This window comes from Flavobacterium granuli (assembly GCF_031456055.1).
GTDB lineage: Bacteria > Bacteroidota > Bacteroidia > Flavobacteriales > Flavobacteriaceae > Flavobacterium > Flavobacterium granuli_A.
Map to the genome: position 1 here is coordinate 16,847 of NZ_JAVDTX010000004.1, position 21,441 is coordinate 38,287.

Sequence of the window (21,441 nt, forward strand, 5' to 3'; positions counted from 1 at the left end):
AATGTCTATAAAAAATATTCGTCTAGAAGTTATGCAATTTCTAGAAAACAAGGTTGAAGGATTTATGGAGCAGTATCTGATACCTGTAGAAAGTATATGGCAGCCTTCGGATTTTTTACCTAATTCTGAAAGTGATAATTTTTTGGAAGAAGTAAAAGAACTTAGAGAAATCTCCAAAGATTTGCCTTATGATTTTTGGGTAGCCATGGTAGGAGATATGATCACAGAAGAAGCTTTGCCAACTTACGAAAATTGGTTGATGGAAGTGGAAGGAGTCGATAATCTAGAAAGAAATGGTTGGGCCCAATGGGTTCGTCAATGGACTGGAGAAGAGAATCGTCACGGTGATTTATTGAATAAATACCTATATCTGTCGGGGCGTGTGAACATGCGCGAAATCGAAATGACAACACAACATTTAATCAATGATGGTTTTGATATCGGAACGGGTAGAGATCCATATAAAAACTTTGTGTACACGAGTTTCCAAGAGTTAGCTACTTATGTATCTCATAATAGAGTTTCGCAATTGGCCAAAAGTTATGGGGATAAGAAATTGTCAAAAATGTGCAAAATGATTGCAGGTGACGAAATGCGCCACCACCATGCATATAGCCATTTTGTTACTGAAATTTTCAAAGTAGATCCAAGCGAAATGATGCTTGCTTTTCAATACATGATGAAAGCAAAAATCGTGATGCCAGCTCATTTCTTGAGAGAATCTGGGAATAAAATTAGTTCGGCATTCGAACATTTTTCAGATTCAGCACAACGTATCGGGGTTTATACCGCTAACGATTATGTAGAAATCATGCAAAAATTAATTGACAAATGGGAAATTGATAAAATAGTAGGTTTAACAGATGAAGCCGAAAAAGCGCGTGATTACTTGATGAAATTGCCAGCTAGAATGGCAAGAATATCTGAAAGATTGGTTATTCCTAGTGAGTCATTCCAATTCAAATGGGTGGAACCGGCAAGATTGTAGAATTTTAAAATTGAAATTAATATTGCTGATTTTTGAGGTTTAGACTTTAAAAATCAGCTTTTTTTATAAAAATAAACAGCAAATGAGTAATCTGGATTTGATAAATAAAACCATCCTTTTTGTAAAAGAACAATTAGCCAATGCCGAAGGAGGTCATGATTGGTTTCATATTCAAAGGGTGTATAAGAATGCATTATTAATTGCGAGAGGAGAAAACTGTGACGAAACTGTTGTTAAGCTTGGCGCCTTGTTGCATGATATAGCCGACAGTAAATTTCACGCTGGTGACGAAACAGTAGGGCCAAAAGTGGCTCGTAAGTTTTTGGAAAGTGAAGGTGTTTCGGAAACTATTATTTCACATGTTATCCAAATTATTGATAATATCTCTTTTAAAGGTGGGAAAACTGAAAAGACCTTCTCGTCAATAGAATTGGATATCGTTCAGGATGCAGACCGATTGGATGCCATAGGAGCAATTGGAATTGCCAGAGCGTTTAATTATGGAGGATTCAAGAATAGAGCGATGTATGATCCTCAAATCGCACCAAATTTGCACATGAGCAAAGAAGAATACAAAAAAAGTCAAGCTCCGACAATCAACCATTTTTATGAAAAGTTGTTGTTGCTGAAAGACAAAATGAATACCCAAACTGGTAAAGAAATTGCTGAACAAAGACATCAGTATATGCAGGGATTTTTGGCTCAGTTTTATGCTGAATGGGACGGTGAGCTGTAGATTTCAGTTGGCAGAATTTAGATTGCAGATCCCAGAAAGTACCAAATCCAAAAACTGAATTCTGCCATCTAAAATCTGCTATCTACATTTACATCCCTCTCTCTTTCATTTCCAGAATCACATCCGAAGCATTCTTAAAAGTAGGTGCTTGTTCTATAATAGTCCCCACACGTTTTTTATTCAGTTTGAAAGTGATGTCGTTTTCTGTGGTGAATAAAAGTGCAGTCAAGAACGGATTGTTCATGTAGGGAGCCAAGACAATATAGGCTTCATCAAGGGTGTGAAAACTTTCAATTTCCTCCGTTTTGTATCGCGCCGTAATCGAAAGACTAAAAACTCCATCATTCAAAACTGGACGTACATACATATTTTTCAAATCAGTATCGCCTATGGTTTTGGCCAAAGTCAATTTGGCATAAGTTTTATTGGCGATGCTTTCTTTTACTTTTTCCCAAAACTCGGCAAATACAGGTTGAAAAGACATAGATTTTATTTTTAGCTATTATGGAAAGGCAAAATTAAGTTTTTGAAACCAAACAAATCGTTTTTCATCAGAAGATAATGAGAAATATTAGGTTTTAAGAGCAATAACACTGTTGCTTATTCTGATGGTTAATGTTTATATTTGGGTTTAAGAATGTATGAGTTTTATAACACTATAACTTTTTACAAATGAATTAAATTCTAAAATAAAAAGGATGAAAAGAATAACCGTATTCTGTGGTTCTAGTTCAGGAACTGAAGAAATCTACACCTCGCAAGCAACATTGCTTGGAAAAACTTTAGCCAAACGAAATATCGAATTAGTGTATGGTGGTGCGAATGTTGGACTTATGGGTGCCGTTGCTGACGGTGTTTTGAATAATGGCGGAAAAGCAATAGGAGTATTGCCGAACTTTTTAAGATCAAAAGAAATTGCTCATAAACAGCTCACAGAATTGATTTTGGTTGATACAATGCACGAAAGAAAGACCAAAATGAATGATCTTTGCGACGGCGTAATCGCATTGCCGGGCGGTTTTGGAACATTGGACGAACTTTTTGAAATGCTGACTTGGGCACAACTCGGACTTCATAAAAAACCAATTGCCATTTTAAACGTTGGCGGTTATTTCGACGCTTTAATTGTTTTCATACAAAATATGGCGGACAAAGGTCTTTTGAAAGAAGTAAATCGAGAAATGCTTTTGGTCAGCGACTCAGTCGAGGATCTTTTGGACAAAATGGAAAATTACGTACCGCCAACAGTAGGGAAATGGATTGATAAGAAAGATATTTAAGCTTATTCTTCTCAGAACTTGACAATTATTCTAAACAACGATTTAATATTTTTATCAAATGAAATATGCATTGTCCTTAGTTCTTTTACTTCATTTTAGTTTTAGTAATGCACAGGAAAATTTAGTTAAATATGTAAAACCCATTATTGGTACCGAAAAAATGGGGCATACTTATCCCGGTGCAACTGTACCTTTTGGAGCCGTACAATTAAGTCCTGAAACCGATACCATTTCGTATGAACTCAACGGAAAATACAATGGTGAGGTATACAAATATTGTGCAGGATATAAATACGAAGACAAAACCATTGTTGGTTTTAGTCACACGCATTTAAACGGAACAGGCCACTCTGATCTGGGGGATTTCTTGGTAATGCCAACACAAGGAAAATTGCAATTGAATCCAGGAACGGCGTCAAATCCAAAAGGCGGGTATCGTTATGCGTTTTCTCATTCCAATGAAATAGCTGAAGCGGGTTATTACAAAGTCAAATTGGATGATGACAATATCATTGCCGAAATGACTGCAACGACTAGAGTGGGAATGCATCAATACACTTTTCCAAAATCGGATGAGAGTCATATAATTCTAGATTTAATGGCTGGCATTTACAATTACGATGAAAAAAATGTTTGGACTTATGTGAGAGTAGTAAATGATACTTTGATTACCGGTTATCGCCAAACAAATGGCTGGGCGCGTGCAAGAACAGTATATTTTGCCATGTCATTTTCAAAACCATTCGTTAATTACGGTCAAGAAAATTATGATGGAAAACAACCGTATCGAGGATTTTGGAGAAAATTTGATCAAACCAAAAACTTCCCGGAAATAGCAGGGAAAAAGATTCGTATGTATTTTGATTTTAAAACTGCCGAGGCCGAAAAAATCAAAATACAATTTGCATTATCATCCGTGAGCCAAGGAAATGCCTTGGAAAATATGCAGGCCGAAATAAAAGGTTGGGATTTTGAAAAAGTAAAAACGGAGGCTCAAAAATCTTGGAACAAAGAACTCAATAAAATCAAAATTGACGCTCCAGAAGATGTTAAGGTAAATTTCTATACCGCGATGTACCACACATTCATAAATCCAACGGTTTATACTGATGTAAATGGGCAATACAAAGGTTTGGACCAGGAAAGTTATGTTGCCAAAGGTTTTGTCAATTACAGCACGTTTTCTTTATGGGATACTTATCGTGCGCTGCATCCTTTTTTCAATATAATTCAGCCCAAGCGTAATAATGATATGGTGAAATCGATGATGGCACATTATAATCAAAGCGCTTTGCACATGCTGCCCATTTGGTCACATTATTCCAACGATAATTGGTGTATGAGCGGATATCATAGCGTTTCGGTAATTGCTGATGCCATTCTTAAAGGAGTTTATGATGGAGATCCAAACGAAGCCTTGAATGCTTGTGTTACAACCGCGAAACATCGAGATTATGAAGGTATCGGTTCTTATATGGATTTGGGTTTTATTCCTGCCGAAAAAAGCGGAATTTCGGTTTCCAACACATTAGAATATGCATATGATGATTGGTGTATTGCTCAATTGGCAAAAAAGTTGAACAAACAAGATATATACGATGAGTTTATAAAACGCTCTGATAATTGGAAAAATAATTACAATTCAGCTACAGGATTTATGCAACCCAAACTAGCGAATGGAAATTTTAAAGACAAATTTGATTCAATGTCAACCGAGGGACAAGGATTTATTGAAGGGAATAGTTGGAATTATAGCTTTTTTGTTCCCCATAATCCAACCGAATTGATTGCCAAAATGGGAGGTAAAAAAGCTTTTGCATCTCGTTTGGATACTTTGTTCACGATGCATCTGCCTGATTCCTTTTTTGCGCATACAGAAGATATTACGCGCGAAGGAATAATAGGTGGATATGTGCACGGAAATGAGCCGGCGCATCACGTTGCCTATTTTTACAATTGGACAGATCAACCTTGGAAAACGCAAGCTCAGGTTCGAAAAATTTTGAAAATGCAATACAAACCAACACCTGATGGTTTGGGTGGAAATGATGATTGTGGACAAATGAGTGCTTGGTATATTTTCTCTTCTTTAGGATTTTACCCAGTAGCTCCAGGTTCAAATGAATATGCGATCGGATCGCCTTTGGTTAACAATGCAGTATTGACTTTAGAAAATGGAAAAACGTTTACTGTTGAGGTAATAAACCAAAAAGATGCTAATGTGTATGTTCAAAAAATCCTGCTAAACGGAAAAACTTTGCCTACTTTTTTTATCAATCATAGCGATATTACGGCCGGAAGTAAATTGACATTTTATATGGGATCTAAGCCTAAAAAATAATGCTGTTACCATTTATTGAGTTAGTTGAAATATTTATCGGAGATTTGCAGTGAAATTAAATTTCCTTTTGCGGGTTTTTTGATTACATTTAAATTTTTAGAAAAAGATTTTCAGAGTAAGGATGTACTAGTGGTTTTAAGCTACCACAGACTCACAACAATTGATTCAAATCAATCAAAATGAAGAAAGATACCCATTCGATATATTCAATGCCAACAATTGAGGATTCCATTGCGCATAGCCAAATATTAAAAGCAGATTTATTGCCTGATTCAGAATCTCGTTTGGATTCAATGGAAATGAAGGAAAGACCTATTGAGGATTCCAGTATTCCATTTAGAGATTTGACTAGTTCAGCGGCTAAACGTGAAAGTATTGGTCGACTTATTGATAAACTGGATGTTGCTTCAAATGCTAGGTATCAAAGAACGGTAGAAGACACTTACTGTAATGTGTATTCTTATGATTATTGCCATTTCTGCAAAGTGTATCTGCCTACGGTTTGGTGGACGGATGAATCCCTGGAAAAAGTATTGAAGGGAGAAGAAGTTGAAGCTGTTTTTGAACAAACAGTGGATCGTATTTACTCGAGCGCCATACATGATTGGTTTTTGGAATGGGGAGCCAATTTTGGTTGGGAAAGGATGTTCACTGCCGAAGAAATTCAAAATAAAGTGAACATTGATGGCGGAGTCGGTATAATTTGTGCGAAAAGAAAAGAAAAAGGACTCTCCGGACACATAGTTCCCGTTGTTCCCGAAACGGATTTGCATAAAGCATACAGAGAGAACGGAATGGTTGTTTATCCGTTGCAATCACAAGCTGGAAAGGAGAATTACAACTACTTTTCGGAAGTGAGGAAAGATTGGTGGAATGACGAGCTTTATTCCTCTTATGTATTTTATTACCACGATTAAATCCAAACAATAAATCTTACAACTTTTTTATTTCAAATTGTTATTGATTTTCAGTGAATTAACTACTTGGAAATACGGTAATAATGAAGTACTTTTGCAACTTGGAAAAAACAAGGATAGCAAAAGTCACAATAAGGCTATTCATTTGCTTAAATTATTGATATAAAGTGATTAATGACAATATTAATTTTATAGCCCCCTTATAAAATTTCACTTTTTATCAATCGTTCAGTCGATACAAGTGTGGATTTCTGATACTGAATGTAATTCCTATAATTTAAATAAGAGAATGAGTTTAACAATTTGTTGAATTCGTTAGAAGGATCGTCTCTGTTCTTGATTTAGCAGATAAGATTCGTATTTCCGAATAAAAATGAAGACTTTAAAAAGTTCAATTAACCATAAAAAAGAAAATTAGTATAAATGAAAGACAATCAGACAAAAAAATATTATTGGGGTATAGGATTAGAAAACGAAACCTACATGCAATTTGAAGAATCCCTAATAGTTTCTGGTGAGTTTATACAAGAAAAAATTGGTTTTGAGAAATACAGTATTGATTACAGAAAATGTTACAAACCAGAAAGCTTAGCCCCTATATTAAAAAAGGCTTTTGGATTGAATGAAAATTACAAAGTGAGCCGAATGATTAATAGTCATTCGCTAGAAAAACTTGATATAAATTACCAGCATAAAACATTATCAGCGGTTAAATCTACAGAATCTGCTGAGGTAAACCCACAACCGCTTGAAAATCCAGAATATCTTGGGAAATCTATCATGGAACTTTTTCTTGAGGATCAACCGTACAATATTCAAAGTATGATTACCCAAAGAAATAAAACGATGGGTTCTGTACATTTTGATGGGGATTCTATCGAATTTGTGACCAAATATTTTGAAAATAGAACGATTGCTGATTCTTGCAAAGAACTAAAAGCAACCAAAAAATTATTTCTAGATAAAATCAATGAGTCTTCTGTTCTGAACGGGAAACTAAATTTCCCTGATTACAACAATGGCCTTAATATGTTTATGACCAATCAGGAAAACCTTGTTTTGTTTAATAATGGGACCTATCATTTTCACATTACCTTGCCTTCATTGACTGAGGACAGTAGAATTATAGATTATAATGATTTTGAGAAGACACATTCCAATGCCATTTATTTGTTGCAATGGTTTGAGCCTTTCTTTATAGCAACTCTTGGAAGCCCAGACATTATGGGAGTTATAAGTGATAAGTATAGTTTGGACAAAAAATTCACTTTAGGTTCTATGCGAAATGCAATGTCTCGTTACATAGGCGTGGGAACTTATAACAAAGCGATGCCAAAAGGTAAAATCCTAACGTACAATGTTGATGATTTTAGAAAATTGTTAAAGTTCGAAAAAGAAGAAAACATTTGGTGGCGTGACCAGATTGAAGCTGATATGGAATATGAAATGCTTTCGGAAGTTGGTCTTGATTTCAATCAGGAGAAAATGTACCAAAGCGGTTTTGAGTTCAGAAGTTTTGATGAATTTCCGGCTGAATACTTAAATGATGTTCTTTTTTCGATTATTCTGATTTGTGAACATTCTCTGAATTTACCTGATGTTCAATGGGGACATGACAGTGTTGTTTGGAATAATTTAGTTTTTAAGACTTTAAAAAATGGTTACTTAACCGAAATCAATGAAGTTGAAAAGAATGAAGTTTTAGATTTATTACAGATATTAAACGAGTCAGACAGTAATTATAATACACTAAAATCTGAATTTGAAGACATTGTAATGCTTGATGCCTTTTTCTTTAAAATATTGGCTGTCTTGCATGAAAAGTACAAGGACAACAATGTTTGCTTGGATTCAATGTATGGTAAAAAAACAAGTTCTCCTCCAAAATGGGATAACTTTAATAAATACCAAACAGAGAGACATTTACAGCAAATAGGGGCTTTTTGCGAGAATTAGCAATAAGGGTGACAACATGAAATAGACTGTAATTTATTTTTTACAGAATTTATCATTTTGTGCTGTAATTTCATTATTAAATATTTATATTAGATACCTTAAAAATCTATAATAAAATTGCAAATGAAATCAAACTCAATCCTGTTAGTCGTAGTGTTATTTTTGACTAGTTTGGGCAGTCAAGCTCAAAGCAAGTCGAATGCTAAAAATGATTTTAATGTTCCTTTTGAAGAATACACACTAGCCAATGGATTGCGTGTGATTTTACACGTGGACAAATCAGATCCTTTGGTTGCAGTGGCGCTTACCAGCCATGTAGGTTCTGCCAGAGAAATACCGGGACGCACTGGTTTTGCCCATTTATTTGAACACTTGCTTTTTTTGGAATCTGAAAATCTTGGGAAGGGAGGTTTGGATAAAATGAGCGCTAAAATAGGCGGATCAGGTGCAAATGGATCCACTAATAGAGATCGTACCAATTATTTTCAAACGGTTCCCAACGATGCCTTGGAAAAAATGATTTGGGCCGAAGCGGATAAGTTGGGATTTTTTATAAATACAGTTACGGATCCAGTTTTGGCCAAAGAAAAACAGGTTGTTAAAAACGAAAAAAGACAATATATTGACAATAGCCCTTACGGACATAATTTTGAAGTAATCGATAAAAATTTGTATCCAACCAATCATCCTTACAATTGGGAAGTAATAGGTTCCTTGGAAGATTTGCAAAACGCCACTTTGGACGATGTTAAGACTTTTTACAATAAATGGTATGTGCCAAACAATGTAATCCTGACAATTGCCGGTGATTTTGACACCAAACAAGCTAAAATCTGGGTGGAAAAATATTTTGGCGAAATCAAAAGAGGAAATGATATACCCAAAGTTGCCAAACAAGAAGTTATTCTAGCCGAAACCAAAAAATACTATTACGAAGATAATTTTGCTCGTTTGCCTCAGCTTACAATTGCATGGCCAAGTGTTTATGAGTACCATCCGGACAGTTATGCTTTGGAGGTATTGGCTACTTATTTAGCCAAAGGGAAAAAAGCGCCTTTGTATCAATCTTTAGTAGAAAATAAAAAACTGACAGATAAGGTTTCCTCTTATCAAAACAATTCGGAAATCGCGGGACAATATATGCTTACTGTGAGAGCTTTCGAAAATACAGATTTAAACCTTGTTTTAGATGGAATTGAAGAAGGGCTTGCTAAATTTGAAAAAGAAGGTATTTCCCAACAAGATCTAGATCGCATTAAAGCCAAACAAGAAACAGATTTTTACAGCAATTTATCGAGTGCTTTAGGTAAAGGCTTCCAATTGGCACAGTACATTATTTTTACGGGCTCTCCAAGTTTTATTAATCAGGATATCAAAAATATTCAGGCAGTAACCACTGCAGATGTAATGCGTGTTTATGAAAAATACATTAAAGGGAAAAATTTTATTGCTTCGAGTTTTGTTCCAAAAGGCCAAGCTAACTTAGCACTCAAAAATTCCACTTTGGCGGATATAGTTGAAGAAAAGATTATTTCTGGGAATGAGGAGACTTTTGATGCCAGTGTAGCGGCTACTTATACAAAAACACCTTCTACTTTTGATCGTAGCAAAGAGCCTCAATATGGTGAAAATCCAGTTGTAAAAACACCAAATGTGTGGAAAGAGAAACTTTCTTCTGGCTTGCAGCTTTATGGAATAGAAAACAATGAAATTCCTTTGGTTCAGTTTCAAATGCAAATAAAAGGGGGTTTACTTTTAGAAACTAATGATAAAATAGGAGTTTCAAATCTTTTGGCAAATTTGATGACCAAAGGAACACAAAATAAAACGCCTCAAGAGCTTGAAAATGCCATTGAAATTTTAGGCGCTACAATCAATGTAAATGCAACCGATGATGCGATTGTTATTTCAGGTTTTTCGTTGGCTAAGAATTACGAAAAAACGATACTATTGGTCGAAGAAATCATAACACAACCTCGTTGGGACAAAGCTGAATTTGATTTGATTAAAGAAAGTACATTAAGCCAAATTAAGCAGCGAAAAGTAAATCCTAATAGTATTGCTGAAAACCAATTCAGAAAATTAGTCTATGGTCAGGACAGTAAACTTTCAAATGCTTTAATTGGAACAGAGCAAACGGTGAGTGCTATTACAATGGATGATTTAAAAAGTTTTTATCAACAAAATCTTTCGCCTGCGGTTACCAATTTTCAAATTGTTGGTGCTGTTTCAATGAAGAAAGTGTTGGAATCATTAGATCATTTGAATAAAAATTGGGCAAGTAAAAAAGTAACTGTTCCAACTCCAATTATAGCTGACAAACCAGCTAAATCTGTTATTTATTTTTATGACGTTCCAGGCTCAAAGCAATCCGTGTTACGAATTGGTGCTATTGCTATGGCCGCGACAGATTCAGACTATCATTTGGCTAAAGTTCTGAATTATCGTTTTGGAGGTGGTGGATTTGCTTCGCAGCTAACGCAGCAATTAAGAGAAAATAAGGGCTATGTCTACCATATTGATTCCCGCTTTGACGGGACTGAGTACAAGGGGCCTTTTTTAATCTATGGTAGTGCGCGTTCGAATATTACTTTTGAAGCGGTACAATTGATCAAAACGATACTGGAGGATTACGGTAAAAATTTTAACTCCAATGATTTGGAAATTACTCAAAGTAATTTGATAAAAAGGAATGCCAGAGCTTTTGAAACATTGGATGAAAAACTCAATATGTTAAACAAAATCTGCAATTACAACTACCCAAATGATTACGTTAAAAAACAGGAAATAGAAACCAAAAATGTAACCGTTTCTGATATTAAAAAACTTTCAGACAAGTATCTTAATGCCAATCAGATGATTTATTTGGTGGTTGGTGATGCAGAAACGCAATTGCAAAAATTAGAACAATTAGGTTTTGGGAAACCGGTTTTATTAAACCCGAAGCAGTAAATAGCTAAACTTGATCAGTTTGAAAAGAAAAAGGTTGTCTAAAAGTATAGACAGCCTCTTTCTGTTTTTAGAATTATGAGTTTTTAAATCGTGTTTTTAGTGTGAAAATATCTTAAAACTAAGAATCAAATCCATCAATGAATTTACGCATAGCATATTGTTTGGCATAAGTGTCATAATATCCCAAGATATAGTAGTTTTTATATCGAATAATGCTTGGTAAGATCACTTCGCTATGTTCTTGTATAAAGCTGGAAATAAAATCAACTGCAAGAGGGTCTTGGTCTTGCTTGATATTATCTAATTTTTTATCGAATGCACTTTCAAAATAAATAGTTGTTGGGACATTACGGAGTCCCAAAGTTATGTTGTCTTGGCCGAAATCTGTAAATTGGATATTACCTGTTCCCCCCAATGTAATCAAGATAGATTTTGATGTTTTGTAAACCGTTAATCCTACCTCCAAATAGATTAATTGATCCAAGAATTTGGCAGTGGTTTTTAATTCTTTTGGCTTTTGTCCTTCCAATTGCAACCATAAAGGTGAGGTTTTGAAGGGAATCGCTTCGGTTTTTGAAACAGGAATACTTTTTAGGGTTTCGCCCGATTTGTAATCTTTTATTTCAAACAGTAATTCTTCATCATTGATCTTGAGTTGGTATATTTTGCTCTCGTGGTAATAGGAATTGGATAGACTTACATGATTCTTAGTTGCGGTTTTAGGAATGTTTTTTTCCAAAATTTCAAAAGTCGCCAAGTCAATTTCGAAAGCCTGTGTTTCATTATCATTATGGTCAAAAGTGAGAAGCATTCTGTTTTTTAAGATGTACAATTTCGTTTTTTGCGAGCCTTTGAACAATGGATTGAACTGATTCGTTTCTATTTTTTCAATAGGGCAAACTCCCAGAATTTGGCTGAATGTTATAGGTTCATGTCTAGTATTTTTAAATTTAAAAGAATTGAAATCTAGTGTTTTTTCTTCTTTTTTGCCATTTTTAAAAATGTATAACACTAATTTTTGTTCAAAATGTTTTTGCGAAAGAATGTAAAATGTGTTGTTCTCCTGAAATTGCGTAATAATGGCTTGATTGAAAAACGACTGTTCGTAGCTATTAATAGAATTGGTCTTGGTACTCAAATCATACTGAACAGCCATTATTTTGCTAAAATCCTGTGAAGACCAATAAATTATGGGGTTTCCCTCGTCATTAAAACTATATCCAGCCAAAACTTTATAAGCGATATCAGGTCTTGGCAACGAATATTGATTGGTCAAGAACAAGGCGCTATTGTATTTTAGGATCGTAAGTGTTTCTTTGTCGGATATAAAAGCAAAAACATCGTGAGTAGCAGTATTTTCAGCATTCACGATTTGTTTGTATTCTTTGGCTTTTTTGAGTTCCAATGGGAATGTGGTCAACAGGGTTTGACTAAAAACGGAGTTGCATTGGATTAGAATAAAAAAAAGTATTAATTTTTTCATAAGTTCATTGCTTGCCGGATAAGATGATTTTGTTTTGTGTCGATTGGATTTATTGATTCATTATTTCTTGAAAATAGTCTACCATTTGGCCTACATGCATGGCATCCATCAATCCATGATGCACGTGAATAGACATTGACATTTTTCTTTTTCCCTTTTTGGAAACTGTCATTTTTCCAAAAGAAATTTTGGGACAGCTGTCGGGGAATGTCATGTTACGGGCATGGGAAAGCGAGGTAAAATCCAGCCAAGGAATAGCCGAAAAGTGAATGACATTGTCCTCTTTAAATTCTCGGGTAAATAATCCTGTTGTACTTTGAATTCGTTCGATTTCTTTTTTTGCGTTTTGTTCAAAAATCGTATAATCGGGGTGATATTCAATTAAGGAAAATCCGAAAGTACCATCAGAGCGACTTATGGTAGGAGATGCATCAATACGGTCATGAATGTAGATATGGGTGTTTGAAATTCGGTATCTGAAATTTTCAAAAGCATTTACAGCCATCAAAGTTTTGTGTAAATAATAAATAAAAAAAGAAGTGCCCTGCTCTTTGGATGTTTCATACGCTATGGTACAATTGATATCCACAGTTGCTCCAAAAAAAGGTTCTTGCATTTGTTTAAAGAAAAGGAAATGTTCTTTTCGATTCCAATTGTCTAGGTCTAAAAGCTTTTTCATTTTTTAGTATTTAGGGTGGTCCAATTCTTTAGTGGTCTGAACGTTTTGAAGAAATGCGTTTTAAAATTAAAAACCTAGCTAAAATACTAAATAAAAAGCATTTTAACTAGGTCTGTATATTTAAAAAAAGTGTTTTTTATAACTCCAATAATGACAAAACTTCTGTTATTTTTTCAAAAGCTTGAAAATTTTTGTGTTCCACTTTATGGTCAATTTTTTCATGAGCCCAAGTGGTGTGAAAAGGAATGTGAACGGCATATCCACCAATAGCCAACACAGGCAATACGTCAGATTTTAAAGAATTTCCAATCATAAAAAATTCCTCTGGTTGTATCTCCAAACGTTTGATTAAATCCGAATAATCCACTTCCTGCTTGTCTGACATTACCTCAATATGATGAAAATAATGTCCCAAACCTGAATTGTGTAATTTTCGACGTTGGTCCAATAAATCACCTTTGGTGGCAACCACCAATTTGTATTTTCCGTGTAAAGCGTGTAAAGTTTCCTCAACTCCATCTAATAAAACAATCGGTTTTTCGAGTAATTCTTTCCCGTATTGGATGATTTTTTCAATAATTTCAATCGGAATTGTATTGTCTGAAATTTTCATCGCTGCTTCAATCATCGAAAGAATATACCCTTTGATTCCGTAACCGTACAATTTAAGATTGTCGATTTCAATTTTGAATAACTCTTTCGAAATCCCCTGATGCGAAAGATAATCTTCCATCAAACCACAGAATTTTTTCTCGGTTTCATCAAAGTAGGTTTCGTTGATCCATAGGGTATCGTCGGCATCGAAGGCTATTACTTTTAGGTTCATTTGCTTTTTTTTAATTTTCCTTGTGATAATTTTCTGTTAATTCCAACAATTCCTTTTTTCTTTTCTCATCCAATAATGAATGTTGAAAGGAATTTTTAGCCAAAAGTACCAATTCTTCCTTGGACAAATCCAATGCTTCCTGTAATGCATAAAAATTCTGATTGAGGTAGCCTCCGAAATAAGCCGGATCATCTGAATTTACCGTGGCTTTAATTCCTCTTTTCATCATTTCGCGCAGCGGATGCGAATCCAGTTCTTTTACCACCTGCAATTTCAAGTTGGAAAGTGGGCAAACTGTTAGTGCTAAATCTCTTTTTATAACTTCCTGAACAAGAATTTCGTCGGTTAAACAATTGTTTCCGTGGTCTATTCTCATAACTTGCAGTCCGTCTATGGCTTCCCAAACGTATTCGGCTGGGCCTTCTTCTCCTGCGTGGGCTACTAGAACATAACCGGCTTCAGCAGAAGCTTTGAAAACTTTATAAAACTTTGACGGTGGATTTCCTTTTTCGGAGGAATCCAAACCAACCGCTTTTATCAAATGTTTGAACGGCAATGACTGCGACAAGGTTTCAAAAGCATCTTCCTCCGAAAGATGGCGCAAATAACTCATGATTAACTCAGAAGTAATACCCCATTTGGATTCCGCTTCCTCTCGGGCCAGATGAATTCCGTTGATGACCGTTTCAAATGAAACCCCTCTTTTGGTATGCGTCTGCGGGTCAAACATGATTTCGGCGTGTAGAATGTTATCTTCTTTGCATTTTGTGAAATAGGCCATGGTCAGGTCATAAAAATCCAACTCCGTAATCAGAACTCCAGCTCCGGCATAATAGATGTCTAGAAAGTCCTGCAAGCAAGAAAATTGGTAAGCCGTTTTGACTTCCTCAATAGTTTTATATGGAATTTCAATATTGTTTCGTTTTGCAATGGCAAACATCAATTCAGGCTCAAAGGTGCCTTCAATATGCAAATGCAATTCGGCTTTTGGCAATTTGGCAATGAAGTTTTTCATTTTTTGTGTGTTATAAAAAACCCTTTCAGTTTTGAGAACCAAAAGGGTTAATTAAGTTTAAATTAGTTGATGGTTTCTCCATTCCCAACGCCATCTGCATCAGGATTTACGAAAACCAATTTCCCTTCGGCATTGGTGGTCATCAAAATCATTCCTTGACTTTCTACACCACGAAGGTTTCTTGGAGCCAAGTTTACGAGAACGGTTACGCGTTTCCCAATAATATCTTCTGGCTTAAAACTCTCAGCAATTCCAGAAACTATCGTGCGAATATCAATTCCGGTATCCACTTTCAAAATCAAAAGCTTGTTGGCTTTCGGCATTTTTTCGGCTTCAAGGATTGTTCCCACACGGATATCCATTTTGGCAAAATCCTCAAATTGGATTAAATCTTTCTGAGGTTCAGCTACTTTATTTTCGGCGTTGTTTGCGGTTTTAGTCGCTTCCAACTTGTCTATTTGTTTTTGAATTTCCTCGTCTTCGATTTTTGAGAAAAGTAATTCTGCTTCACCGATTTGATGACCTGCTGGCAATAAATCAGAACTATCAGTTATTGTTTTCCAATTTAAAGGCGATTCAATTTTCAAGATTCGAGACAGTTTTGTAGCCGTAAATGGTAAGAAAGGCTCACAAAGCGAACTCAAAGCAGCTGCAATTTGTAACGCCACATACATTTGAGTTTTTGTACGTTCTTCATCAGTTTTAATCATTTTCCAAGGCTCTTCGTCGGCTAAATATTTGTTTCCAAGTCTGGCAACATTCATCATTTCGCCCAGTGCTTCTCTAAATCTATATCTTTCCAATGAACTCGAAATCACGGCTGGATATGCTTTCAATTCGGTCAAAGTTTGTTCGTCAACTTCTGATAATTCATTTGGTTGAGGTACAATTCCGTTGTAATATTTATTGGTTAAAACCACCACACGATTGATGAAATTTCCATAAATCGCTACCAATTCGTTGTTGTTTCTCGCCTGAAAATCTTTCCAGGTAAAATCATTGTCTTTTGTTTCTGGTGCGTTTGACGTTAATGCATAACGTAAAACATCTTGTTGGTTTGGAAATTCTTCCAAGTATTCGTGCAACCAAACCGCCCAGTTTTTAGAAGTAGACAATTTGTTTCCTTCCAAATTCAAAAACTCATTCGCAGGAACATTATCCGGCAAAATGTAGCTTCCTTCGGCTTTTAGCATTGCTGGGAAAATAACGCAGTGAAATACAATATTGTCTTTTCCAATGAAGTGAACCAACTTTGTGTCTTGATCTTTCCAGTACGGTTCCCATTCTTTTCCTTCGCGTAAAGCCCATTCTTTAGTAGAAGAGATATAGCCAATTGGTGCATCAAACCATACGTATAATTTTTTTCCTTCAGCTCCTTCAACCGGAACATCAATTCCCCAATCTAAGTCGCGGGTTACAGCGCGAGGCTCCAATCCGCCGTCGATCCAAGATTTTACTTGTCCATAAACATTAGGTTTCCAGTCATTTTTATGACCAACAAGAATCCATTCATTCAAAAAATCCGAGTAGCGATCCAAAGGCAAAAACCAGTGTTTTGTTGATTTCAAAATAGGAGTTTCTCCCGTAATAGTCGATTTTGGGTTGATTAAGTCGGTTGCATTTAGCGTAGAACCACATTTTTCGCATTGGTCACCATAAGCTTCTTCATTTCCACATTTTGGGCAAGTTCCCACTACAAAACGGTCAGCCAAAAACTGATCGGCTTTAGCATCATATAATTGTTCCGTTGTTTCTTCAATAAAATCACCTTTGTCATACAATTTCTTGAAAAATTCCGAAGCGGTATCGTGATGAATTTTCGCCGAAGTTCTTGAGTAATTGTCGAATGAAATACCGAAATCAGAGAATGATTTTCTAATAATTCCATCATATTTGTCAATTACTTCCTGTGGCGTAATGCCTTCTTTTTTGGCTTTCATCGAAATGGCAACACCGTGTTCATCGCTTCCGCAAACAAACAAAACGTCTCTTCCTTGCAAACGTAAATAACGGGTATAAATGTCCGAAGGCACGTAAACCCCCGCCAAATGCCCAATGTGTATAGGCCCGTTCGTATAAGGCAATGCCGCTGTAATGGTATATCTTTTTGGATTCTGTATCATGATTCTATTTTATTGAGTGCAAAAATAAGCAATAGAATTGAGAGTTTAATGGTTTTTATTAGGAGCTAATCCCGCCACCCGTTGCAATCCACCCCAAAAGCATGGGATTTTCATTTCTATCGGGGCTATGGCATTTCGTTCTGTTCAACATTTATCCTTGACCGACTAGATTATTCCTCGAAATAATTGAGATGAATATTTTTTGTAAGAAAAGATTATATTTGAAATACTTTAAAAGTATAAAAATCAGTTTAGTTAATAATGTCTAAATAAACAATACAATGGAATCAGAATTTAAAGAGAAACAAAAGTTTACCCAATGGTGGTTATGGTTGTTTTTAATCGGAATCGGACTTTTCCAAGTTTATGGGCTTTTCCAACAGTTGGTTAAAGGAGAGAATTTTGGTGATAAACCAATGTCAGATTTAGGATTAATTCTCTTTACAATACTTCCGTTTGGAATCATAATTTTGTTTTGGTATATGAAACTGGAAACAGAAATTGATCAAAAAGAAATACGAATTAAGTTTACTCCATTGGTGAAAAAATCATTTAAATGGGAGGATGTAAAATCAGCCACAGTTTTGAATTATAAATTTGTAGGCTATGGAATTCGATTATTCACTTCTTATGGAACAGTTTACAATACCAAAGGAAACAAGGGACTGGCTATTGAGTTGAACAGTGGGGAGAAAATCTTAATTGGGACACAAAAAGGAGATGAATTAGCACAAATCATTGGAAATCATCTGAATTGATAAAGTTATAGGTCAATAATTTTGCAATTCAGCAATAATAATGTAAATCATATCAATAATTATGTAACAGTTTTCGGATGCTCTAACGCTAATTTAGCCATTATTAATTTTAAATAAATAGAGCATGAAAACTAAAAGCATATTATTTGTATTGGCATTAAGTATCGGATTATTTGCAACGTCTTGTAATTCTAATGATGAAAACGAAGGAGATACAATAGCTCCTATAGAAGGGAAATGGAGTATCGTCAAAGTAGGGACCAATGTTAGTGGTGTAGAAACATTGACTGATCCGCCGCAAAACGTAAGTGGCTGCGACCATGATTTTATGGATCTAAAAATTAATAATACATTAGTTTCAGGAGATTATGATTCTACAGTTAGTCCATGTGCACTAACAACTGTGTCAGGAACGTATTCCAAAGGAGATAGTAAATTAACAACTGTTATTAATGGTGTAACTATAACTTATGACATTGTTAACCTTACACTTACTGATTTGAAGCTAAAGAATGGTAACGCCATTTCAGTTTATATCAGATAGTTAATTTCTGGTATTGGATCCTGCATCTTTAAGAATGTAACATAAAAACGGGAATGACTTTTAAAAGTCATTCCCGTTTTTTTATGCATGTATGAATTATGCTTGCCTAAAATAATTTTTCAAACTCAGCAGGCATTTTGGTTATTGGTTTTATTTTGATGTTTTTATAGTAAACTTCACCAGCTTCACTTTGCAATTGAATTTTTCCTTCGGTTAAAGGTTGAAATTTTTCGCCGTCAAAATAGCGAGAATTCTGTAAAACCATGACCACTTTACCATTGATGATGTGAAGACTTTTACCTTCAAAACAAACTAATTCTATCTCTGTCCAACCGTTATTTGGTGTTTCAGCTCTCATTTTGCGCATACAAAAACCAGTATTTTCAGTATGTGTTCCAAACGGAATAAATTGTTGGCTTTCATCTGCCACAGCATTCATTCCTCCTTCTGGAAGATAGGCTTTAATGTCAATTGCCGCTTTGCCAATGTTCCAGTAATCACCAAAATGACCTTCCATTATTTGAAATTCTTGCGATAACATCCAGGCACGCCAGTAATCAACACCCGCTTCGCCCTGCGAATGATATAGCACGCCAGCATCCATGAGTTTATCTGTTCTAGGTTCCCATTTTTTAGTTCCAAATTTGACTTTTAGCTTCAAGCGGTAGTTTTTGAAATTTTCTTTGGTAAAAACACAACCATAATATTCTCCCGTAACTTTAAGTACAGGTTCGTTGTTTTCCTGAATCACCGTAAACATATTGTTTACATTTTTATTGTAGCCAATAGGAGAGATTTCGGCCCCGTTAGCATCAGTTGGAATTTTACCGGAATATCCGTTCTTGTGTTTGTAACTAAGATACATATCCCATTTGCTGAGGTTGTTGTCGAGTAAATTTATCCACCCATCTTCAGATGAATTCGTGTTTTTAGTTGCAGAGGTCAAGCTAAAAAGAAGAGCAAGTGCTATTAATGTAGCGTATTTTTTCATACTGTTGGTTTGATGTTTTGGATAGAAATGAATCCTCAAATCTACAAAATAATGTTTCAGCGATATTATGCTTTTTATTCAAAATCTGATAGCATTTTTACACTTTGGCTTTTGCCAAATGATTCGTAAGTTTTGAATTCAATGATAGATAGTTTAGAATTTGCATAAAATAGAATTAATGTAAACTGTGGTTTTGGATAATAAATCAGAATATATTTTGCAACCTTTGCCCTCGAAAAAATAAAACAAACTTATGAGCAAGACTAAGCTAATCATTAATAAAAACGGATCTATAAAAATAGAAGGTGATTTTGAAATTATGGATCAAGAAGGTACTGTTTACGGGCTGCAAGGAAGATCTGCATTAGGTCTTTGCCGTTGTGGATTATCAGCAAACAAGCCTTTTTGCGATGGAGGACACCGTAATAATTTCGAACACGATTCAAAAGCATTTGATTTGCCACCAATGAAAACGAATTAAATCTATTTTTGAGTTTGGATATATAAAAGCTGCATTACATCATGCGGCTTTTTTTATATATAAAGTTCGCCTCGCATTGTTATAACGGATGAACCACCAACTAAAATATCATTTTCCCTATTCATAACTTCAATCAACGAAGGCTGATTTAATTTGACACCCTGTAGAATTTTATATTCTTTATTAGGTTGTGTATATTTCTTTTTTGTCAAAAAACCAATTAGAGGACCTGCAGCTGTTCCTGTCGCTGGATCCTCATTTATTCCGATTAGTGGATTGAAAAATCGAGCTTCGGCTATATTTTCTTGGTCTTGTTTCGAAATCGTGAAACAATAAAATCCTTCAAACCCATATTCTTTTGAAATTTCAATTAAAAGTTTGTTGTCAGGGACACAATCATTAAGTATTTGACTATTCTTGATTGGAACCATGGTGTGAGCAACTTCTGTTTTGACAATCGTGGGAACAAAATCATTTACATCTAAATCTTCAATTTTTAAACCAAGTGCCACGGCTATTTTATAAGTTGGTATTTCCTGTTTAATTTCAATTGGTTTTTGATGCATTTGTACAATAGGATATTGATTAACAGGGTCAAATCGTACCGTTAATTTTATAGGTGAATGTTTCATAATAACAAAACGTTCGGTTTCTTTTTGTTCGTGAAATATTGGTATTTGCATTAATAATGCACCACAAACTGCGCCTAACAAATTGTGTCCGGCCCCCTCTATTTCAAAACCAGAAGGTGTAAAGGAACGCACATTCAATGCTTTTTGCGTTGCTGAATAATAAATAAATGAAGTTTCAGAATAACCAAACTCTTTTGCAATATTTTGATAGGTTTCTAATTTCAAATTACCGTTTGTAAACACGACTGACAATGGATTTCCTTTGTAACTTTTATTCGAAAACACATCCAAAACGTAATATTCTAATGTAATTCTTTCTTCCATTTTGTGTCTTTTTTAATTTTTGAACGAATAAAGTTACTAATTGTCATTGGATCAAAGCAATAATGTTGTGAAAATTATGTTTTTTACAACATTCGTCTTTGCTCACAACTTAAATTTATTGCTTTTCAAGAGTTAAAAATCTGGATTTCCTTGTTTGATGTTCATAATCCAATGAATCATTACTTTCTTTATATTTGTAAACGAATTTTGAAGACTAGAAATTATGGCAAAAGGACCTGAAAAAAACACTAAAAATAAGGCTTTGCATACCAAATTGCTAAATCGAAAGAAGACTAAACTTCAAGAAGAGAAAAAAGAAAAAGCATTACGGCTTAAAGCTTTAGTTGCAAAAATGAATCAGAAAAAGAATAATAACGAATCTGATAACATATAAATCACTTTGTATTTCTTTTCT

19 protein-coding genes are annotated in these 21,441 nt (G+C 34.9%); 11 read left to right on the top strand and 8 right to left on the bottom strand.

Going from position 1 to position 21,441, the window contains the following annotated elements; all coding sequences use genetic code 11:
• Position 1: 1 nt before the first annotated feature.
• Positions 2-988, top strand: a complete 987-nt coding sequence (locus tag J2W95_RS09165) for an acyl-ACP desaturase (RefSeq protein WP_310006186.1) — start codon at positions 2-4, stop codon at positions 986-988.
• Positions 989-1,070: 82 nt separating this feature from the next.
• Complete coding sequence (locus J2W95_RS09170) at positions 1,071-1,724, top strand: HD domain-containing protein (protein ID WP_310006188.1); 654 nt, start codon at positions 1,071-1,073, stop codon at positions 1,722-1,724.
• An 88-nt stretch (positions 1,725-1,812) separates the two neighbouring features.
• Here the strand turns inward: J2W95_RS09170 and J2W95_RS09175 are convergent, their stop codons facing one another.
• Positions 1,813-2,208: a hypothetical protein gene (locus tag J2W95_RS09175; protein ID WP_310006190.1), complete on the bottom strand. Its 396-nt coding sequence runs from the start codon at positions 2,206-2,208 to the stop codon at positions 1,813-1,815.
• A 214-nt stretch (positions 2,209-2,422) separates the two neighbouring features.
• On the opposite strand from J2W95_RS09175, the gene J2W95_RS09180 reads away from it, so the two are divergent.
• The 5 genes from J2W95_RS09180 (at position 2,423) to J2W95_RS09200 (ending at position 11,170) form a co-directional block, all read left to right on the top strand.
• Complete coding sequence (locus J2W95_RS09180) at positions 2,423-3,004, top strand: LOG family protein (protein WP_310006192.1); 582 nt, start codon at positions 2,423-2,425, stop codon at positions 3,002-3,004.
• Between the two features lie 58 nt (positions 3,005-3,062).
• Positions 3,063-5,345 carry a GH92 family glycosyl hydrolase gene (locus J2W95_RS09185; RefSeq protein ID WP_310006194.1) on the top strand — a complete coding sequence of 761 codons (2,283 nt, stop codon included), beginning with the start codon at positions 3,063-3,065 and terminating at the stop codon, positions 5,343-5,345.
• A gap of 179 nt (positions 5,346-5,524) precedes the next feature.
• Complete coding sequence (locus J2W95_RS09190) at positions 5,525-6,262, top strand: hypothetical protein (protein ID WP_310006196.1); 738 nt, start codon at positions 5,525-5,527, stop codon at positions 6,260-6,262.
• Between the two features lie 423 nt (positions 6,263-6,685).
• Positions 6,686-8,218: a hypothetical protein gene (locus J2W95_RS09195; protein ID WP_310006199.1), complete on the top strand. Its 1,533-nt coding sequence runs from the start codon at positions 6,686-6,688 to the stop codon at positions 8,216-8,218.
• Positions 8,219-8,341: 123 nt separating this feature from the next.
• Positions 8,342-11,170 (top strand): M16 family metallopeptidase, encoded by a 2,829-nt coding sequence (locus J2W95_RS09200; RefSeq protein ID WP_310006201.1) that lies wholly within the window; start codon positions 8,342-8,344, stop codon positions 11,168-11,170.
• Positions 11,171-11,288: 118 nt separating this feature from the next.
• Here J2W95_RS09200 and J2W95_RS09205 read toward each other — a convergent pair whose 3' ends face one another.
• From J2W95_RS09205 to metG, 5 genes are all read right to left on the bottom strand, one after another.
• Complete coding sequence (locus tag J2W95_RS09205) at positions 11,289-12,653, bottom strand: hypothetical protein (RefSeq protein ID WP_310006203.1); 1,365 nt, start codon at positions 12,651-12,653, stop codon at positions 11,289-11,291.
• A gap of 49 nt (positions 12,654-12,702) precedes the next feature.
• Positions 12,703-13,332, bottom strand: a complete 630-nt coding sequence (locus J2W95_RS09210) for a CatA-like O-acetyltransferase (protein ID WP_310006205.1) — start codon at positions 13,330-13,332, stop codon at positions 12,703-12,705.
• Positions 13,333-13,468: 136 nt separating this feature from the next.
• Complete coding sequence (locus tag J2W95_RS09215) at positions 13,469-14,158, bottom strand: HAD family hydrolase (protein ID WP_310006206.1); 690 nt, start codon at positions 14,156-14,158, stop codon at positions 13,469-13,471.
• Positions 14,159-14,168: 10 nt separating this feature from the next.
• Complete coding sequence (locus tag J2W95_RS09220; RefSeq protein ID WP_310006208.1) at positions 14,169-15,173, bottom strand: adenosine deaminase; 1,005 nt, start codon at positions 15,171-15,173, stop codon at positions 14,169-14,171.
• A 62-nt stretch (positions 15,174-15,235) separates the two neighbouring features.
• The gene (gene metG, locus J2W95_RS09225) at positions 15,236-17,296 is read right to left on the bottom strand and encodes a methionine--tRNA ligase (RefSeq protein ID WP_310006210.1); all 2,061 of its coding nucleotides are present in this window, start codon (positions 17,294-17,296) and stop codon (positions 15,236-15,238) included.
• A gap of 281 nt (positions 17,297-17,577) precedes the next feature.
• On the opposite strand from metG, the gene J2W95_RS09230 reads away from it, so the two are divergent.
• Together J2W95_RS09230 and J2W95_RS09235 are read left to right on the top strand one after the other, a co-directional pair.
• Positions 17,578-18,054: a hypothetical protein gene (locus J2W95_RS09230; protein WP_310006212.1), complete on the top strand. Its 477-nt coding sequence runs from the start codon at positions 17,578-17,580 to the stop codon at positions 18,052-18,054.
• Between the two features lie 124 nt (positions 18,055-18,178).
• Positions 18,179-18,598, top strand: a complete 420-nt coding sequence (locus J2W95_RS09235) for a lipocalin family protein (RefSeq protein WP_310006214.1) — start codon at positions 18,179-18,181, stop codon at positions 18,596-18,598.
• A 106-nt stretch (positions 18,599-18,704) separates the two neighbouring features.
• On the opposite strand, the gene J2W95_RS09240 is transcribed toward J2W95_RS09235, so the two are convergent.
• The gene (locus J2W95_RS09240; protein ID WP_310006216.1) at positions 18,705-19,589 is read right to left on the bottom strand and encodes a 3-keto-disaccharide hydrolase; all 885 of its coding nucleotides are present in this window, start codon (positions 19,587-19,589) and stop codon (positions 18,705-18,707) included.
• A gap of 253 nt (positions 19,590-19,842) precedes the next feature.
• Here J2W95_RS09240 and J2W95_RS09245 point away from each other — a divergent pair, with 253 nt between their 5' ends.
• Positions 19,843-20,070 (top strand): CDGSH iron-sulfur domain-containing protein, encoded by a 228-nt coding sequence (locus J2W95_RS09245; protein WP_111408501.1) that lies wholly within the window; start codon positions 19,843-19,845, stop codon positions 20,068-20,070.
• A 53-nt stretch (positions 20,071-20,123) separates the two neighbouring features.
• On the opposite strand, the gene J2W95_RS09250 is transcribed toward J2W95_RS09245, so the two are convergent.
• Positions 20,124-21,026, bottom strand: coding sequence for a PhzF family phenazine biosynthesis protein (locus J2W95_RS09250; protein WP_310006219.1), 903 nt, complete (start codon positions 21,024-21,026; stop codon positions 20,124-20,126).
• Between the two features lie 223 nt (positions 21,027-21,249).
• Here J2W95_RS09250 and J2W95_RS09255 point away from each other — a divergent pair, with 223 nt between their 5' ends.
• Positions 21,250-21,420, top strand: coding sequence for a hypothetical protein (locus J2W95_RS09255; RefSeq protein ID WP_310006221.1), 171 nt, complete (start codon positions 21,250-21,252; stop codon positions 21,418-21,420).
• Positions 21,421-21,441 lie beyond the last annotated feature (21 nt).

Coding starts and splice junctions, on each gene's coding strand:
- J2W95_RS09170 (WP_310006188.1), top strand. CDS start 1,071: ATGAGTAATCTGGATTTGATAAATAAAACCATCCTTTTTGTAAAAGAA.
- J2W95_RS09240 (WP_310006216.1), bottom strand. CDS start 19,589: ATGAAAAAATACGCTACATTAATAGCACTTGCTCTTCTTTTTAGCTTG.
- metG (WP_310006210.1), bottom strand. CDS start 17,296: ATGATACAGAATCCAAAAAGATATACCATTACAGCGGCATTGCCTTAT.
- J2W95_RS09205 (WP_310006203.1), bottom strand. CDS start 12,653: ATGAAAAAATTAATACTTTTTTTTATTCTAATCCAATGCAACTCCGTT.
- J2W95_RS09165 (WP_310006186.1), top strand. CDS start 2: ATGTCTATAAAAAATATTCGTCTAGAAGTTATGCAATTTCTAGAAAAC.
- J2W95_RS09230 (WP_310006212.1), top strand. CDS start 17,578: ATGGAATCAGAATTTAAAGAGAAACAAAAGTTTACCCAATGGTGGTTA.
- J2W95_RS09220 (WP_310006208.1), bottom strand. CDS start 15,173: ATGAAAAACTTCATTGCCAAATTGCCAAAAGCCGAATTGCATTTGCAT.
- J2W95_RS09245 (WP_111408501.1), top strand. CDS start 19,843: ATGAGCAAGACTAAGCTAATCATTAATAAAAACGGATCTATAAAAATA.
- J2W95_RS09175 (WP_310006190.1), bottom strand. CDS start 2,208: ATGTCTTTTCAACCTGTATTTGCCGAGTTTTGGGAAAAAGTAAAAGAA.
- J2W95_RS09210 (WP_310006205.1), bottom strand. CDS start 13,332: ATGAAAAAGCTTTTAGACCTAGACAATTGGAATCGAAAAGAACATTTC.
- J2W95_RS09235 (WP_310006214.1), top strand. CDS start 18,179: ATGAAAACTAAAAGCATATTATTTGTATTGGCATTAAGTATCGGATTA.
- J2W95_RS09185 (WP_310006194.1), top strand. CDS start 3,063: ATGAAATATGCATTGTCCTTAGTTCTTTTACTTCATTTTAGTTTTAGT.
- J2W95_RS09195 (WP_310006199.1), top strand. CDS start 6,686: ATGAAAGACAATCAGACAAAAAAATATTATTGGGGTATAGGATTAGAA.
- J2W95_RS09200 (WP_310006201.1), top strand. CDS start 8,342: ATGAAATCAAACTCAATCCTGTTAGTCGTAGTGTTATTTTTGACTAGT.
- J2W95_RS09255 (WP_310006221.1), top strand. CDS start 21,250: ATGGCAAAAGGACCTGAAAAAAACACTAAAAATAAGGCTTTGCATACC.
- J2W95_RS09190 (WP_310006196.1), top strand. CDS start 5,525: ATGAAGAAAGATACCCATTCGATATATTCAATGCCAACAATTGAGGAT.
- J2W95_RS09180 (WP_310006192.1), top strand. CDS start 2,423: ATGAAAAGAATAACCGTATTCTGTGGTTCTAGTTCAGGAACTGAAGAA.
- J2W95_RS09215 (WP_310006206.1), bottom strand. CDS start 14,158: ATGAACCTAAAAGTAATAGCCTTCGATGCCGACGATACCCTATGGATC.
- J2W95_RS09250 (WP_310006219.1), bottom strand. CDS start 21,026: ATGGAAGAAAGAATTACATTAGAATATTACGTTTTGGATGTGTTTTCG.